The following is a 15320-nucleotide window of genomic DNA, read 5'->3' as shown; positions in this document are numbered from 1 at the left end:
CCGCGGCCGCAACGTCATCGGGCCCGTCGACACCATGTGTCGACGGGCCCGATGCGCGTCTTCATCGAAGGGAAGTTCGGCACAGCGGACGCGATCCCCCGATCGGCGGCCGCTGTGCCGGATTCCTCCCCGTGAGCAGTCGGCACGCACGTTCCCCCGCGACGGTGCCGGTGACGCGCTCCCCCCGAAGCTGCGTCGTCCTGCTCTGAAGGTGTAACGAGCCGACGAGCCCGAACGGTTCTCGCCGGCGACACAGGTCACACGGTGGCGACCCGCGCCGGGTCACGACCCCGGCTGCGCGTCCGCGATCGTCGAGCGCCACGCCTGCGGTGACGTGAAGTCGGCCGCGGCGGCACGGTAACGCTCCGCGAGCTCGGGCCACTCGCGCCACAGCTGTGCGTGGACCTTGCTGCTGCGGGCCAGTAACGCCCGGAACTGCTCGTGGTCACGCTGGAACCACGCGGCGCCGGTGCCGTCGGCCGACGACACCAGCGCGCTGTCGACGTTCGACAGCGACCACCACTGGGCGTCCTGAGCGGGCACCACCAGCTCCGGGTGACGTCGGCCGTGCTCGTCGGCCGGGCGCACCTGTCGCAGCACGCCGAGCGCGGCGCGCACCATGAGGTCGAGCTTGTTCGACGGCGACGTCGGCTCCTTGCCGCGCTTGGGCGGCTTGCGGCGGCGCACCCGCGGGAAGGCGTCGAGGTCCTTCTCGTAGCGGGAGTCGGTGAACCGGCCGCGCAACGCCCGCAGCTCGCCCATCTTGGAGGCGAGGTCGCGGTGCAGGTGCTCCGGTCCGGACAGCACGTCCTCGATGGCGCGCAACCGCAGTTCCGCGGTCGAGTACTGCATCGCGAGCAGGTGGCGCAGCTGGAACTGCACGTTCTCGCTGATGACGCTGCCGCCCCGCTCGTAGGGCGAGTGCAGCAGCGCGGCGACGAGCCGGTTGCGCAGGTGGTAGTAGGCCTGCCAGTCGAGCGCGTCGTTCTTGTCCTGCCACGGGACGTGCCACACGGCGACACCGGGCATCGACACGGTCGGGTAGCCGGCCGCGCCGGCGCGCAGGCCGTACTCCGAGTCGTCCCACTTGATGAAGACCGGCAGGGCGAGGCCGAGGTCGCGGACGATGGACGTCGGGATGAGGCAGGCCCACCAGCCGTTGTAGTCGACGTCGATGCGGCGGTGCAGCCACGTGGTGTGCCGCAGCCCGCTGCGGCCGAAGTCGTGCTCCGAGCGGGTGCGCGGGTCGGACCCCCACCAGAACTTGTAGCGCGCCACCTGCTCGCCGAACGCGTGCAGCACCGAGCGGTCGTAGAGGCTGAACATGTGCCCGCCCACGATGGTGGGCCGGCGGGTAAGGTCGGCGAAGGTGACCGCGCGCAGGATGCTCTCGGGCTCGGTCACGACGTCGTCGTCGAGCAGCAGCACGTAGTCGCTGTCGCCGGCGGTCGCCGTCTCGTCCATGGCGCGCGAGAACCCGCCCGACCCGCCCAGGTTCGCCTGCTCGATGATCTGCAGCTTGTCGCCGAGACCCGCGGTCGCGGCGGCGAAGTCGGGGTGGTCGGACACCTTCTGGGTGCCCTGGTCGACGACGTAGACCTTGTCGACGATCTCGAGCACGTCCGGTGCGGACGCGAGCACCGCCAGGCCGTCGACGCACATGTCGGGACGGTTGAACGTGGTGATGCCGATGCTGATGTGCCCCGGCGCCCGGCTGTCGGCGCGCGTGGCCCATTCGGCGGCGACGACGCGGACGTCGGCCGGCCCGGCCGCGATGTCGAACCAGTACCAGCCGCCGTCGACGAACGACGACAGCGGCAGCGTGAACTCGATCGGCGCGGACGCGTCGGCGTCGACGTGGACGGACTCGACCGGGTGGCTGTGGCCCTTGGCGTTCGAGCGGTAGACGACGACCGTGGCCTCGCCCTGCACCTGCACCCGCAGGACGACGGACTGCACCGTCGTCCACCGCTTCCAGTAGGACGCGGGGAAGGCGTTGAAGTAGGTGCCGAACGAGACGCGCTTGCCCGCCTGCACCGTCGCCGATCGGCGCGCGGCGAGATCTCCCGACCCGTTCGAGCGGTCGAAGACGATGGCGGTCTGCGTCTCGCCCGCGGCGGCGTTGACGACGACGTCCTCGTCCTCGTCGTCGTCGTCCGCGGCGCGCTTGCGCAGGTTCGCGCCGCGGTCGAGGTCGGTCTCGACGTACAGCGGGACGATGTCGAGGTCGAACCGGTCGGGGAAGACGACGCGCTGCAGCACGCGCAGGTCGCTGTCGACCGGGACCGGCACGGGTGACGTCACGGCCGGGCGAGCGGTCGTCGCCGCCGGCGAGGTCGGCTGCGAGGCCGCCGCAGCGGCCGACTTCGCGGCGCTCTTGCGCGGGGCGCGCGTCGACTTGGCGGCCGGACGCTTCGCGGGCGGGCGGTTCACGCGAACGCCCCCGCCAGCGACTGCCCGTCCCGGAAGTGCGGAGCCAGGTGGTTGTCGAACATCGAGAGGGCCGAACCGATCGCCATGTGCATGTCCAGGTACTGGTAGGTGCCGAGCCGGCCGCCGAACAGGACGTCCTTCTCCCGCTTCGCGAGCTCGCGGTACTTGAGCAGGCGGTCTCGGTCGTCGGCGGTGTTGATGGGGTAGTACGGCTCGTCGCCGCGCTCGGCGAAACGGGAGAACTCGCGCATGATCACGGTGCGGTCGGTGGGGTACCAGTCGCGCTCCGGGTGGAAGTGCCGGAACTCGTGGATGCGCGTGAACGGGACGTCCTCGTCCGGGTAGTTCATGACGGACGTGCCCTGGAAGTCGCCGATGTCGAGCACCTCCTGCTCGAAGTCGAGGGTGCGCCAGCCGAGCTCGCCCTCGCACGAGTCGAAGTAGGCGTCGAGCGGGCCGGTGTAGACGACCGGCACCTGCCCGACGACGTTGGAGCGGATGTCGGAGAACTCGGTGTCCAGCTCGACGGTGATGTTCGGGTGGTCGGCCATGTTCTCGAGCCACCGGGTGTACCCGTCGACGGGCAGGCCCTCGTACGTGTCGTTGAAGTACCGGTTGTCGTAGGTGTAGCGGACGGGCAGCCGGCTGATGATGTCGGCCGACAGCTTCTCGGGCTCGGTCTGCCACTGCTTGGCCGTGTAGTGCGCGATGAAGGCCTCGTACAGCGGACGGCCGATGAGCGAGACGCCCTTCTCGACGAAGTTCTCCGGCTCCTTGCCGCCGAGCTCGGCCGCCTGCTCCTTGATGAGCGCCCGGGCCTCGTCGGGGCTGTAGGCGGCGTCGAAGAACTGGTTGATCGTGCCGAGGTTGATCGGCAGCGGGTACACCTGGCCGCGGTGGTTGCTGTAGACCCGGTGCTGGTAGCCGGTGAACGCGGTGAACCGGTTGACGTAGTCCCAGACCCGGGCGTTCGACGTGTGGAACAGGTGCGCGCCGTAGCGGTGCACCTCGATGCCGGTGGTGGGCTCGGCCTCGCTGTAGGCGTTGCCTCCGATGTGGCTGCGGCGGTCGATGACGCGCACCTGCAGGTCGAGCTCGCGGGCGCACCGCTCGGCGACGGTGAGGCCGAAGAAGCCCGACCCGACGACCACTAGGTCGGTCATGCCCGTGCTCCGCTGCTGGTGGTGGTCGGGTGCATGCTCATGGGCTCCTCGATCGGTGCGACCGCGCGCGGTTCGGCCGGGCCGGCGGCGGGTTCGGCCGCGCGGTGGACCTCGTCGTCCGGCGGATCGGCGGGCTTGTGGACGGGTGCGGGGACGCCCGCGCGGGCGGTGCGCTCGAACCGGGTGGCGACGAGCGCGCGGTACAGCGTCCGGCGGATCCACCACGGCACGAGCCGGTAACCGCCGCGGACGACGACGTTGCGGGCGTACTGGAAGGTGTTCGTGAACCCGTCGTCGCGCATCTGGCGCTGCAGGCGGATCTCGGAGCGCAGCAGGTTGCGGCCGCCACGGCGCTGGTACGCGCCGGCGCCGACCCGGTAGTAGACCAGCGGCTCGGGGATGTTCACCGGCTCGGCCCCGTCGGCCAGCATCCGGGCGAACAGCCAGTAGTCCTCCATCAGCGGCAGGTCGCCGTACCCGCCGACGGCGAGCACCGCCTGCCGCCGGTAGACCACGGTGGGGTGGTTGAACGGGTCGTGCAGGCGTGCGTAGCGGCGGATCTCGTCGCGGCCCACCGGCGGCACGCGCCGCCCGACGACCTCGTCCGGCGTCTCGACGAACTCGATGAGGCCCGCGCCCACGATGTCGGCGTCGGCGATCAACGGCAGCTGGGTGGCGAAGCGGTGCGGCATCGCGATGTCGTCGGCGTCCATGCGGGCGACGACGTCGTAGCGGCTGGCGGCGAGGCCCGCGTCCAGCGCGGGCCCGAGGCCGAGGTTGTGCTCGAGCTCGACGACGTCGAGCGGCACCGGGGACGTGGCCCGGAACTCGTCCAGCACGTCCGCGAGCTCGGGGCGCACCGGTCCGTCGCGGACGATGACGACCTGATCGGGGCGCAGCGTCTGCTGCTCGACGGCGCTGCGGAAGGCGAGGCGGAGGTGCTCGGCGTCGTCGCCGTCGAACACGGGCAGCAGCAGGGCGAAGGGCTCGTGCACGCTGAGTCCCGTCCTCCGTTCCGCGGTCGCTGCTGGTGCCGGCGCTGTCGGACGCGGTCACTCGGTGCGCGCCGGCACGGCCACCTCGGTCGTCGGGTGGCACGAGACGCGCCCCAGGTTAACAGACCGGCGGGGCCCGACCGGCCCCCCGCGCCGCGGCGGCACGGACGGGCCGTCGCCCGCGCCCGCCGTCCGGCCCGCCATGGACGGCCCGGGAACGGACGCTAGGTTGGACACGGAGGGACCGTCCGAGAACCCGGCCCGGCAGGCCCGGCCCGAAGCACGCGTGCCGCCCGGCCGCAGGAGAGGTAATCCGTGACCCACCCGGACGCCCACCCGGACGCCCAGCCGACGCCTCCGTCCGGCGCACACCGAGTCGTCCTGCACGTCGGCGAGCCGAAGACCGGCACGACCTTCCTGCAGCAGGTCATGTGGGCCAACCGCTCGGCCCTGGCCGCGGCCGGCGTGATGCTGCCGGGTGCCCGCTCGTCCCACCACTGGCGGGCGACGCAGGACCTCCGCGACGTCGAGCAGGTGCCCGGCGACCCGATCGGGCCGCACGCGGGCTCCTGGGACCGCCTGGTGCGCCAGGCCCTGCGCGCCCCGCGGACCGCCGTCATCTCCCACGAGCTGCTGGCCGCCGTCAACGAGCAGCAGGCCGAGCGGGCCGTCCGCAGCTTCGAGGGCACCGACCTGCACGTGGTGCTCAGCGTCCGCGACGTCGCGTCGCTGCTGCCCGCCGAGTGGCAGGAGACGATCAAGCACCGCAACGCGCGGGAGTGGCAGCACTGGCTGTCGGACGTCATCGACCGCGAGTCGGTGTCCGACGACCGCCGGCAGTGGTGGTTCTGGCGGGTGCACGACACCCGCGAGATCCTGCGCATCTGGGGCCGGTTGCTGCCGCCCGGCAACGTGCACGTGCTGACCATGCCGCCGCGCTCGCTGGGCGACAACGTGCTCTGGGACCGGTTCGCGGGCATTCTCGGCATCGATCCGTCCGTCGCCGACCTCAGCCTGGCGCGGGCGAACGCGTCGCTGGGTCTGGCCGAGGTCGAGCTGCTGCGCAAGGTGAACCAGCAGCTGCCCGAGGCGATGCCGAACTGGTTCTACATGCACAACGTCAAGGACCTGCTGGCCCACGAGGCCCTCTCCGCCCGCCCGTCCACCCGCAAGCCGGTCGTGCCGGCCCGCCGCGACCCCTGGCTGGACGAGTACGCCGACCAGCTCATCGGCTGGCTGGCCGACAGCCCGTACGACGTGGTCGGCGACCTCGAGGAACTGCGGCCGCGCCGTGGCAGCGGCGAGCGTCCCGAGGGTGTCGAGGTCCCCGCCGAGGAGCAGCTGGGGGCGGCGGTCGACGCCATCGTCGCGCTGCTCGCCGAGCTGGCCACGGCCCGGGGAGTGACGATCGCCGACGGCGACGCGACCGAGCGTCCGCCCGCCACCGGCCTGAAGCGCGCGCTCATCGCCGCCAGCGAGCGCAACCAGTCCCTGCACGTCATGCGCCGCCAGTACTGGCACCTGCGCAACACCCTGCGCACCGTCCGCAACGACCACCGGGCCCGCCGGGAGGCCCCGTGACGCAGGCCGCCGCGTGACCGGACCCGTCTTCCTGCACGTGGGCGAGCCGAAGAGCGGCACGACCTACCTGCAGGACGTCATGTGGCGCAACCGGGCCGAGCTCGAGCGTCAGGACATCACCCTGCCCGGACGGTCGCTGCGCGACCACTTCCACGCGGCGCAGGACCTCACCCGGGCGAGGCGTTCCGCCGGCGACCCCGGTCCGGGCTGGAACGGCGCGTGGGACTCGCTCGTGCGGCGCACCCGCCGGGTGCAGGGCACGGCCGTCATCTCGCACGAGCTGTTCGTGGGGGCGGACGAGCAGGACGCGCGGCGGGCCGTCCGGGCCGTCGGCGTCGAGCAGGCGCACGTGGTCCTGACCGTCCGCGACTTCGGCTCGCTGCTGCCCGCCGAGTGGCAGGAGACGGTGAAGCACCGCAACGGCCGGCCGTGGAAGTACTGGCTCAAGGACGTCGCCACGCAGCGCAGCTGGGAGTCGGGCAGCAACCGCACCCGCTGGTTCTGGCAGGCGCACGACACCCTCGCGATCCTCGAACGCTGGTCGCGCGACCTGCCGCCCGAGCGGGTGCACGTCGTCACCATGCCGCCCCGCGGCTCGGCCCCGGACCTGCTGTGGCAGCGGTTCGCGGCCGTGATCGGCGCCGATCCCGCACGCGCCGACACCTCGCGCGCGGAGTCGAACGCCTCGCTCGGCGTCGCCGAGGTCGAGATGCTGCGCCGGCTCAACCGGCGCATCTCGGCCGACATCCCCGCCTGGTTCTACTTCCGCGAGGTCAAGGGCGCGCTGACGCACGACGTGCTGTCGGCGCGCACCCCGTCGGCCCGGCTGCAGCTGCCGCCCGAGTGGTACGACTGGGCCGGCGAGCAGGCGCAGCACACCATCGAGGGCATCCGCGCGGCCGGTTACGACGTGGTCGGCGACCTCGCCGACCTCGAGCCGGCGAAGCCGTCGGGCAAGGCCGGCACCGACCCCGACGAGGTCACCACCCAGCAGCTGCTCGAGGCCGCGCTCGCCTCGCTGTCGGGCATGCTGCACCACCGCTACGAGAACGAGCCCCGCCGGCTGCTGCCCCGCACGCTGCGGCGCGGCGCCGACTACCTGCTGGCGGTGCGGCGGGCGACCCGGGACGCGCGCGAGGAATGAGCGAGCGCCTGCAGGTCGTGGCCGTCGTGGTCACGTGGAACCGACGCGAACTGCTGCTCGAGTCGCTGGACGCGCTCGCTCGGCAGACCCGTCCGCTCGACGCCGTCGTCGTGATCGACAACGCCGCGACCGACGGCACCGCCGAGGCCGTCCGCGACCGCTTCCCCCAGGTCGAGCTGGTGCGGCTGAGCCGCAACACCGGTGGCGCCGGCGGGTTCGCGGCGGGCCTCGAGGCCGCCCACGGCCGGGGCGCCGACTGGATCTGGCTGATGGACGACGACACCGTGCCCCACCCGGACGCGCTCGAGGCGCTGCTCGACGCGCGCGACCGGCACCCCGGCGACCCGGTGCTGCTGGCCAGCCGGGTGGTGTGGACCGACGGCCGGCCGCACCCGATGAACACGCCCCGTCCGAAACCGTTCGTGTCGGCGGACGAGCGGGACGCCGCCGAACGGGCGGGCTGCGTGCCGATCCGCTCGGCCTCGTTCGTGTCGATCCTGGTCGAGGCCGAGCACGCCCGGCGGTGCGGCCTGCCGGTGGCCGACTACTTCCTGTGGAACGACGACTTCGAATGGACGATGCGGCTGCTGCGCGGCGCGGTCGGCCTGCTCTGCCCCGCCAGCGTCGTCGAGCACAAGACCAAGGTCTTCGGCAGCACCGACGCCGACCCGGGCGAGCGGTTCTTCTTCGAGGTGCGCAACAAGGTCTGGCTGCTCACCCGCAGTCGGGGTCTGTCGGCCCCCGAGCGGCTGCTCTACCTGGGGGCGACGGTGCGTCGCTGGGCGCGCACGATCCGGCGGTCGGACGACCGTCCGGTGCTGTGGCGGGGCTTGCGCCGCGGTCTGCGGGCCGGGCTGCGGGCGCCGCAGCCGACCGAGCGGGTGCTGGCCCAGGCGCGGTAGCGCTACTGCCGGGTCACTCGCGGACGAGATGCAGCCGGCCGTGCTGCACCGGCGTGAAGCGCTTGCCCTCGGGCCGGGCGAGGTACTCGTCGACGGCCGTGCGACACCCGGACCACGCGGCGTAGTCGTCGATGACGAGCCGGCCGCCCTTCACCACACGCGGGGCGATGCGCTCGAGGCAGACCATCGTCGACTCGTACCAGTCGCCGTCCAGGTGGGCGAGGGCCACCGGGTCGTCGCCGCCGATGGTGTCCTGGAACAGGCCCTGCACCAGCTCGACGGCGTTCGCGGCCGGGGGGAAACCGCACTCGGTGAGCGACTTCTCGACCTCGCCGCGCAGGTCGTCGCGGTAGCCGTAGTAGGTCTCGCCGCCGAGGCCCTTCGACTGCCCGGAGCGGATCTTCTCGTAGCGCTCGTGCACGTCCGCGCCGTCGTGCTCGCCGGGCGGCGGGATCATCCCGAACATGTCGTGCAGGAACAGCGGACGCCCCGGTTCCTTGGCGGCCGCCATCACGATCGCGGACCCGCCGAGGGCGGTGCCCGCCTCGATGAGGATGCCCTCGGCGCGGTCGCGCTCGAGCCGGAAGACGGCCTCGCCGATGTCGGCGAGGGCGCGGTCGGAGAGGTAGGTGAGCTTGCGGACCCGTACCTCGGTCATCGCGTCCAGCACCGCGGGCATCCGCTGTTCGAGGTGCCGCCTGCGCTGCTCCGTGATCGTCAAGGTGACCTGCGCTGGCATGGCGGCAGGCTATCAACGGCGGTGCCAAATACCGGCTGTGGGCGGTGCGGGCCTCTCAGTGCGTTCCCGGCACGATGTGGCCGTGTTGCGACCGCATTCGCGACGTCGAGCTCACGGCGTCGTCGTCCTGCTGAGCGCTCTGGTCCTGCTCGGCGCCTGCACCTCGACCAGCCGTTCGGGACCGGACCCGACCCAGCCCCGTCCGGATCCGACGTCGAAGCGGCCGAACATCGTGATGGTGCTGACGGACGACCTCTCGAGCGATCTCGTCGCCTCGATGCCGGCGGTGCAGGCCATGCAGACGGCCGGGGTGACGATGCGGAACCACTTCGTCGTCAACTCGCTGTGCTGCCCGTCCCGGGCGGCGATCTTCACCGGGCAGTACCCGCACAACAACGGGGTGCTCGCCAACGAGGGTCCGGACGGCGGCTACGAGGGCTACGCCCGGCGCAAGCTGCAGGACCGGAGCTTCGCGGTGTCGCTGCAGAAGGCGGGCTACCGCACCGCCTTCATGGGCAAGTACCTCAACGGCTACGAGGCGGACGACCCCGAGCCCCGCGGCTGGAACGACTGGTTCGGAGTCGACGGCGGCGGTTACCGCGGCTTCGACTACACCGCGAACGTCAACGGCAGGCAGAAGAAGTTCGGTCACCTGCCGTCGGACTACCTGACCGACGTGCTCGCGAACCGCGGCGCGGGCTTCGTCGACGACGCGTCGAAGAAGGGTGGGCCGTTCATGTTGGAGGTGGCGACGTTCGCGCCGCACCGGCCGTGGACGCCGGCCCCGCGTGACGCCCGCCGCTTCCCCGGTCTGAAGCACCCGCAGACCGCGGCGTTCGACAAGCAGGTGCGCAACGCCCCGACATGGTTGCAGCGGTCACCGCTGCGGGCCCGGGACCTGCGCAGCATCACGAACATCTACCGCAAGCGGGTGCAGGCCGTGCAGGCCGTCGACGCGTTGATCACCGACCTGCGCTACACGCTGCGCGAGCGGGGCGAACTGCGCAACACCTACTTCCTGTTCACGTCCGACAACGGCTACCACATGGGCGAGTACCGGCTGATCCCCGGGAAGCAGACCGCCTTCGACACCGACATCCACGTGCCGCTCGTCGTGACCGGGCCCGGCATCCGCGCGGGCAGCACGGTCGACGCGTTCTCCTCCAGCATCGACCTGGCCGCGACGTTCGAGCACATCGCGGGCGCGACGCCGTCCGGCGAGCGCGACGGGGTGAACCTGGTGCCCGCGTGGAAGGACCAGGTGCCGTCCGACTGGCAGAAGGCGGTGCTGGTCGAGCACCGCGGTCACACGACCTCGGCGCCCGGCGACCCGGACGCCCAATCCGCCGAAGCGGGTGACCCGCCGAGTTACGAGGCGGTGCGGACGGCCACCGGCCTCTACGTCGAGTACGACACGGGGGAGAAGGAGTTCCACGACCTGCGCACCGACCCCGACGAGCTCGACAACACCTACGCGACGACCCCCGCGTCGGTGCTGCGGCAGTACGCCACCATGCTCGCGAAACTCAAGGCATGTAAGGGAACCGAACAATGTCAGGCGGCCGTCGACTGAGCCGCGGACCCGGTGCCGGGTGCGTCACGTCCGGGGCCGTTGAGGTGGCTACCCGGCGGTACCGGCCGTAATACTGCAGGGCATGGCTCGCTTGGCGCAGACCGCAGGACTGACCGAGATCCAGACCGAGATCCTGTCGGCGGTGAAGACCTTCGTCGACAAGGAGATCCTCCCGTACGCGAACGACCTCGAGCACAAGGACGAGTTCCCCGAGGCGATCGTCGAGGGCATGAAGGAGATGGGCCTGTTCGGGCTCATGATCTCCGAGGAGTACGGCGGCCTCGGTGAGTCACTGCTCACCTACGCGCTCGTGGTCGAGCAGATCGCGCGCGGCTGGATGTCCGTCTCCGGCGTGATCAACACCCACTTCATCGTGGCGTACATGATCGCCCAGCACGGCACCGACGAGCAGAAGCAGTACTTCCTGCCGAAGATGGCCACCGGCGAGATCCGCGGCGCGTTCTCGATGAGCGAGCCCGACCTCGGTTCGGACGTCTCGGCCATCAAGACCCGCGCCGAGCAGGACGGCGACGAGTTCGTCATCAACGGGTCCAAGATGTGGCTGACCAACGGCGGCGGTTCCCGTGTGGTCGCGACCCTCGTCAAGGACGACCAGGGCGCCGACTCGGTCTACAAGAACATGTCCACGTTCCTCATCGAGAAGGACGCCGGCTTCGGCGAGACCCGTCCGGGCCTCACGATCCCCGGCAAGATCGACAAGATGGGCTACAAGGGCGTCGAGACCACCGAGATGATCCTCGACGGCGTCCGCGTCCCGGCCGACCGCGTGCTCGGCGGGCCCGAGGCCCGCGGCAAGGGCTTCGCGCAGATGATGGACGGCGTCGAGGTCGGCCGCGTCAACGTCGCCGCCCGCGCGTGCGGCATCGCCATCCGCGCCTTCGAACTCGCGGTCGCCTACGCCCAGCAGCGCAAGACGTTCGGCAAGCAGATCGCCGACCACCAGGCCATCGCGTTCAAGCTCGCCGAGATGGCGACGAAGGTCGAGGCCGCCCACCTGATGATGGTCAACGCGGCCCGCCTCAAGGACGCCGGCACCCGCAACGACGTCGAGGCCGGCATGGCCAAGCTCATCGCGTCCGAGTACTGCGCCGAGGTCACCCAGGACAGCTTCCGCATCCACGGCGGCTACGGGTACTCGAAGGAGTACGAGATCGAGCGCCTCATGCGCGAGGCGCCGTTCCTGCTCATCGGCGAGGGCACGTCCGAGATCCAGAAGACGATCATCAGCCGGGGCCTGCTGCGGGAGTACCGGCTCTAGGGGCCGTTGCTCCCCGGTAGCGTTTCGGCGTGATCCCGGTGCTCGAGGTCGGCGGCACGCACGTCGCCGCGGCGCTCGTCGACCCGTCCGACTGGTCGGTGCACGACGCGACCCGGCACGACGTCGCCGCCGACGGTCCGGCCGGCGACCTGCTCGACGCGTTCGTCGCCGCCGCGCGATCGGTGCCGGCGCCCGTCGACGCCCGCTGGGGCGTGGCGATGCCCGACCCGTTCGACTACGACGCCGGCATCGCCCTGTTCGACGCCACCGTCGGCAAGTTCGGCGCCCTGCACGGTGTCGACGTCGGCGCCGAGCTGCGCAAGGCGCTCGATGCGGACGTCACCTTCGTCAACGACGCGGACGCCTTCGCGCTGGGCGAGTGGACGGCCGGTGCCGGTGTCGGGTCGCACCGCCTCGCCGGCGTCACGCTCGGCACCGGTGTCGGGTCGGGCTGGGTGGTCGACGGCCACGTCGCCGACCCGGGCTTCCCGCCGCACGGCCGCCTCCACCACGCCGAGGTCTTCGGCGGCCCGCTCGAGGACACGATGTCGCGCCGCGCGATCCGCCGCGCCTACGCCGCCGCGACCGGCGACGCCGATGCGGACGTCCGCGAGATCTGCGAGCTCGCCCGCACCGGCGACGAGCGCGCGTCCGCAGTGCTGCAGCACGCCATCGCCGGCCTCGGCGAGGCCGTCGGCCGGGCGGTCTCCGGCTTCGCCCCCGACCTGCTCGTCGTCGGCGGGTCCATGGCCGCATCATGGGCGTTGTTCGAGCCCTGGTTCGCCGCCGCCGCCGGCGAACTCCCGCCCGTCCGGGTCTCCGACGACGCCCAGCGCAGCGGCTTCGTCGGCGCCGCCGTGCACGCCACCCGCTGACCGCCCCACGCCGCTGCCCGTCCGCCTGGCCCCATCCCAGCGCTGCTGCCCGTCCGCCTGGCCCCATCCGAGCGTCGCGACGGAGATCAACTGGCGACGCTGCGATGGGGCCAAGCGCGGTGTGGCGGGTCCCCGCGCCGCCACCCGTCCGCCTGGCCCCATCCCCGCGCTGCCGCCCGTCCGCCTGGCCCCATCCCGGCGCCGCGGTGGAGATCAACTGGCGACGCTGCGATGGGGCCAAGCGCGGTGTGGCGGGTCCCCGCGCCGCTGCCCGTCCGCCTGGCCCCATCCCCGCGCTGCCGCCCGTCCGCTTGGCCCCATCCCAGCGCCGCTGCCCGTCCGCTTGGCCCCATCCCAGCGCCGCGGCGGAGATCAACTGGCGGCGCTGCGGTGGGGCCGAGTGCTCCCCGCGATCGACCACAGTCGGGGTGCCCGGTCGGCGCGCAGGCCGCGGGCGAACGCGTTGCGTATGCGCTGCTCGACCTGGCCGAAGCAGTACAGCTCGCTCCAGTCCCACCGGACGACGATCAGCCCGGCGTCCTCGAGCAGGCCCTAGCGCTTCTTCTCGGCGACGAGACTGCCGACGACCCCGTCGTACTTGACCATCCCGTCGGCCTCACCGATGACGCCGGCGTGCTCCCAGTAGAAATCCGGACGGCCGAGGAACACCCCGCCACGGGTGGTGATCGGCGGTTGCAGGTGCGGTGTCGGCAGGCCCGCGTCGATCATGCGCAGGCGGCTGATCGACTCCAGCGGCGACTCCGCGGCAGCGTCCGCCTCGACGAGCGCCCGACGGGCGGCGGCGGAACCGGGCCAGCCGCGAGTCGCCTCGTGCACCGCCCACAACGGACCGGCGTCGACGAGTCCGCGACGTGATGCGGAGTCGGCGGCCACGATCGCCGAGTCCTCGCCGTGCTCGTGCCCGATGGCGAAGACGGTGCGCGCGGGCGCGGTCAGTCGCACCCGGCCGGCCCGTGCGAGGTCGGTGCGACGCAGCCGGCCGCGGTGCCGGTGCACGCCCGGCATCGGACCCCGCCGCTCCCGGGGCCACACCGCGCACACGTGATCGGGGACGGTCAGCAGGTGCGCGCCCATGACCGCGCCCGCCGCCGAACCCGTGAGCGGCACTCCCGGGTTGCACAGCGAGAACGCCGCCGCGTCCTGGCGCAGCCGGTCGACGTCCGTCTCGGGTGGTGTCGCGTACGTGCCGGCGCGTGGCCGTACCAGCCGGTCGGTCGCGACGGCGTGGCGAAGGGCGGACGACGTCCAACCCCCGGCGATCGCCTGCGCGGTGGTGAACACGCCGAACTGGTCGGCAGCGGCGGTGGGCAGCGGACGCATGGCCGCAGACTGTGCCGGGTCCGCACCCTCCGCGGGGGCGTTGTCCACAGGCCCTCGCGCCTGGCCCCATCCGTGCGTCGCGACGGAGATCGACTGACGACGCTGCGATGGGGCCAAGAGTGCGGCGTCAGAGCCGGGTCGCGACCTCGCAGTAGTCCCAGAGCTTCTGCGCGTCATCGGGCGTGTGCCGCGTCGAGGGCAGGTACGACGTCGGACGGGGCCGGCGGTCGTGCCAGAACAGCCCGGACGAGCGCCCCGGCGCGGGGGCGGCGAGCAACCAGACCACGGTGTCGGCGCCCTGCTCGGCGGTGCGCAGGATCGGCGCGGTGAGCTTCGCGAACTTCGGCAGCGAGTCGGTCACGCCGGGGGTGTCGGCCCAGCCCGGATGCATGGCGTGCACGGCCACGCCGGTGTCGGCGAGGCGCCGGGCCCACAGCTGCGCGAGCACGACCTGCATCCGCTTGGTGCGCGCGTAGGCGGCGGTGCCGCCGAACTCGCCTTCGTGGAACTCCGGGTCGTCGACCCGCAACCTGGACGTGTACATGCCGCCGGACGACACGAACACCACGCGGGCATCGCTGGCCGCGCTCAGCAGCGGACGCAACTCGGACGTCAGCAGGTGCGGGCCGAGCACGTTGGTGGCGACGGTCAGCTCGTGACCGTCCTCGGTCTCGACCCGGTGCGGCGGCAGCACTCCGGCGTTGTGGACCAACCCGTGCAGCGCCGGCAGTTCCTTGCGCAGCCGCGTGGCGACGGCGCGGACGGACTTCAGCGACGCGAGGTCGCAGACGTCGACCACGACGTCGGCGCCAGGGTGGTCGGCGACGATCTCGGCGCGGGCGGCCTCGCCGCGTTCGGCGTCGCGACACAGCATGCGGACGGCGGCCCCGAGGCGGACGGCGCCGGCCACCGTCGCCCGGCCCAGCCCCGAGTTGGCACCCGTGACGGCGACGGTGTGCCCGAGCAGGGCCTCGGCCGGTGCGTCCGCGAGCCACCAGCCGCTGCGCAGGCGGTAGCCGATGCGCGAGTACCCGGGGACGATCGTGCGGTCGAGGACCGTGTCGACCAGCGGCAGCAGTGGTCGCAGCGCGCGGGCGGGCAGGCCGTCGCGTTCCATGTCGCGGAGACTACGGGTCACAGCGCGGGTCCACAGGTCGCGACCCCTTGCCACCCTCCTGTGGCGCGCGTTACATTCGTGAAACACGGACGATGTCCGTTTCCCGAGCCCGCACCGGCAACGACGCCGGTGCGGGCTCGTCATGTGTGGGGGTACTTCTCCCCTGCGATCGCCGGAA

The 15320-nt window shown here is 72.2% G+C and carries 12 protein-coding genes; 6 read left to right on the top strand and 6 right to left on the bottom strand.

The annotated features are described in order from the left end of the window. Positions 1-282: 282 nt before the first annotated feature. From ACYVP9_RS09120 to ACYVP9_RS09110, 3 genes are read right to left on the bottom strand one after another with little or no spacing between them, the layout of a single operon-like run. Positions 283-2433: a glycosyltransferase gene (locus ACYVP9_RS09120; protein WP_460604468.1), complete on the bottom strand. Its 2151-nt coding sequence runs from the start codon at positions 2431-2433 to the stop codon at positions 283-285. Next, entirely contained in the window at positions 2430-3596 is a 1167-nt protein-coding gene (gene glf / locus ACYVP9_RS09115) for a UDP-galactopyranose/dTDP-fucopyranose mutase family protein (RefSeq protein ID WP_460604467.1), read from the bottom strand. The genes ACYVP9_RS09120 and glf overlap by 4 nt, the downstream gene beginning before the upstream one ends. Then, a complete protein-coding gene (locus tag ACYVP9_RS09110; protein WP_460604466.1) occupies positions 3593-4591 on the bottom strand; it encodes a glycosyltransferase family protein in 999 nt (332 codons plus the stop codon). Before ACYVP9_RS09110 ends, glf begins: the two co-directional genes overlap by 4 nt. A 315-nt stretch (positions 4592-4906) precedes the next feature. On the opposite strand from ACYVP9_RS09110, the gene ACYVP9_RS09105 reads away from it, so the two are divergent. From ACYVP9_RS09105 to ACYVP9_RS09095, 3 genes are read left to right on the top strand one after another with little or no spacing between them, the layout of a single operon-like run. Further along, positions 4907-6172 carry a hypothetical protein gene (locus ACYVP9_RS09105; RefSeq protein WP_460604465.1) on the top strand — a complete coding sequence of 422 codons (1266 nt, stop codon included), beginning with the start codon at positions 4907-4909 and terminating at the stop codon, positions 6170-6172. Positions 6173-6185: 13 nt separating this feature from the next. Continuing rightward, positions 6186-7316, top strand: coding sequence for a hypothetical protein (locus ACYVP9_RS09100; protein WP_460604464.1), 1131 nt, complete (start codon positions 6186-6188; stop codon positions 7314-7316). Beyond that, positions 7313-8218, top strand: coding sequence for a glycosyltransferase family protein (locus tag ACYVP9_RS09095; protein WP_460604463.1), 906 nt, complete (start codon positions 7313-7315; stop codon positions 8216-8218). Before ACYVP9_RS09100 ends, ACYVP9_RS09095 begins: the two co-directional genes overlap by 4 nt. Positions 8219-8231: 13 nt before the next feature. Here ACYVP9_RS09095 and ACYVP9_RS09090 read toward each other — a convergent pair whose 3' ends face one another. Next, a complete protein-coding gene (locus ACYVP9_RS09090; protein WP_460604462.1) occupies positions 8232-8957 on the bottom strand; it encodes a TylF/MycF/NovP-related O-methyltransferase in 726 nt (241 codons plus the stop codon). An 82-nt stretch (positions 8958-9039) separates the two neighbouring features. Between ACYVP9_RS09090 and ACYVP9_RS09085 the strand changes: the two genes are divergently transcribed. From ACYVP9_RS09085 to ACYVP9_RS09075, 3 genes are all read left to right on the top strand, one after another. Beyond that, complete coding sequence (locus ACYVP9_RS09085; protein WP_460604461.1) at positions 9040-10530, top strand: sulfatase family protein; 1491 nt, start codon at positions 9040-9042, stop codon at positions 10528-10530. 82 nt (positions 10531-10612) lie between these two features. After that, a complete protein-coding gene (locus ACYVP9_RS09080; RefSeq protein ID WP_460604460.1) occupies positions 10613-11809 on the top strand; it encodes an acyl-CoA dehydrogenase family protein in 1197 nt (398 codons plus the stop codon). Between the two features lie 29 nt (positions 11810-11838). Beyond that, positions 11839-12684: an ROK family protein gene (locus tag ACYVP9_RS09075; RefSeq protein ID WP_460604459.1), complete on the top strand. Its 846-nt coding sequence runs from the start codon at positions 11839-11841 to the stop codon at positions 12682-12684. Positions 12685-13236: 552 nt separating this feature from the next. Here ACYVP9_RS09075 and ACYVP9_RS09070 read toward each other — a convergent pair. Both ACYVP9_RS09070 and ACYVP9_RS09065 read right to left on the bottom strand, forming a co-directional pair. Further along, positions 13237-14025 carry a type IV toxin-antitoxin system AbiEi family antitoxin domain-containing protein gene (locus tag ACYVP9_RS09070; protein ID WP_460604458.1) on the bottom strand — a complete coding sequence of 263 codons (789 nt, stop codon included), beginning with the start codon at positions 14023-14025 and terminating at the stop codon, positions 13237-13239. Between the two features lie 127 nt (positions 14026-14152). Next, positions 14153-15142, bottom strand: a complete 990-nt coding sequence (locus ACYVP9_RS09065) for a Rossmann-fold NAD(P)-binding domain-containing protein (RefSeq protein WP_460604457.1) — start codon at positions 15140-15142, stop codon at positions 14153-14155. Positions 15143-15320: the final 178 nt, after the last annotated feature.

It is taken from the genome of Jatrophihabitans fulvus, from assembly GCF_054781375.1.
Note: the sequence above shows the minus strand (reverse complement) of the source record. Positions and strands in the feature narration are given on the sequence as shown.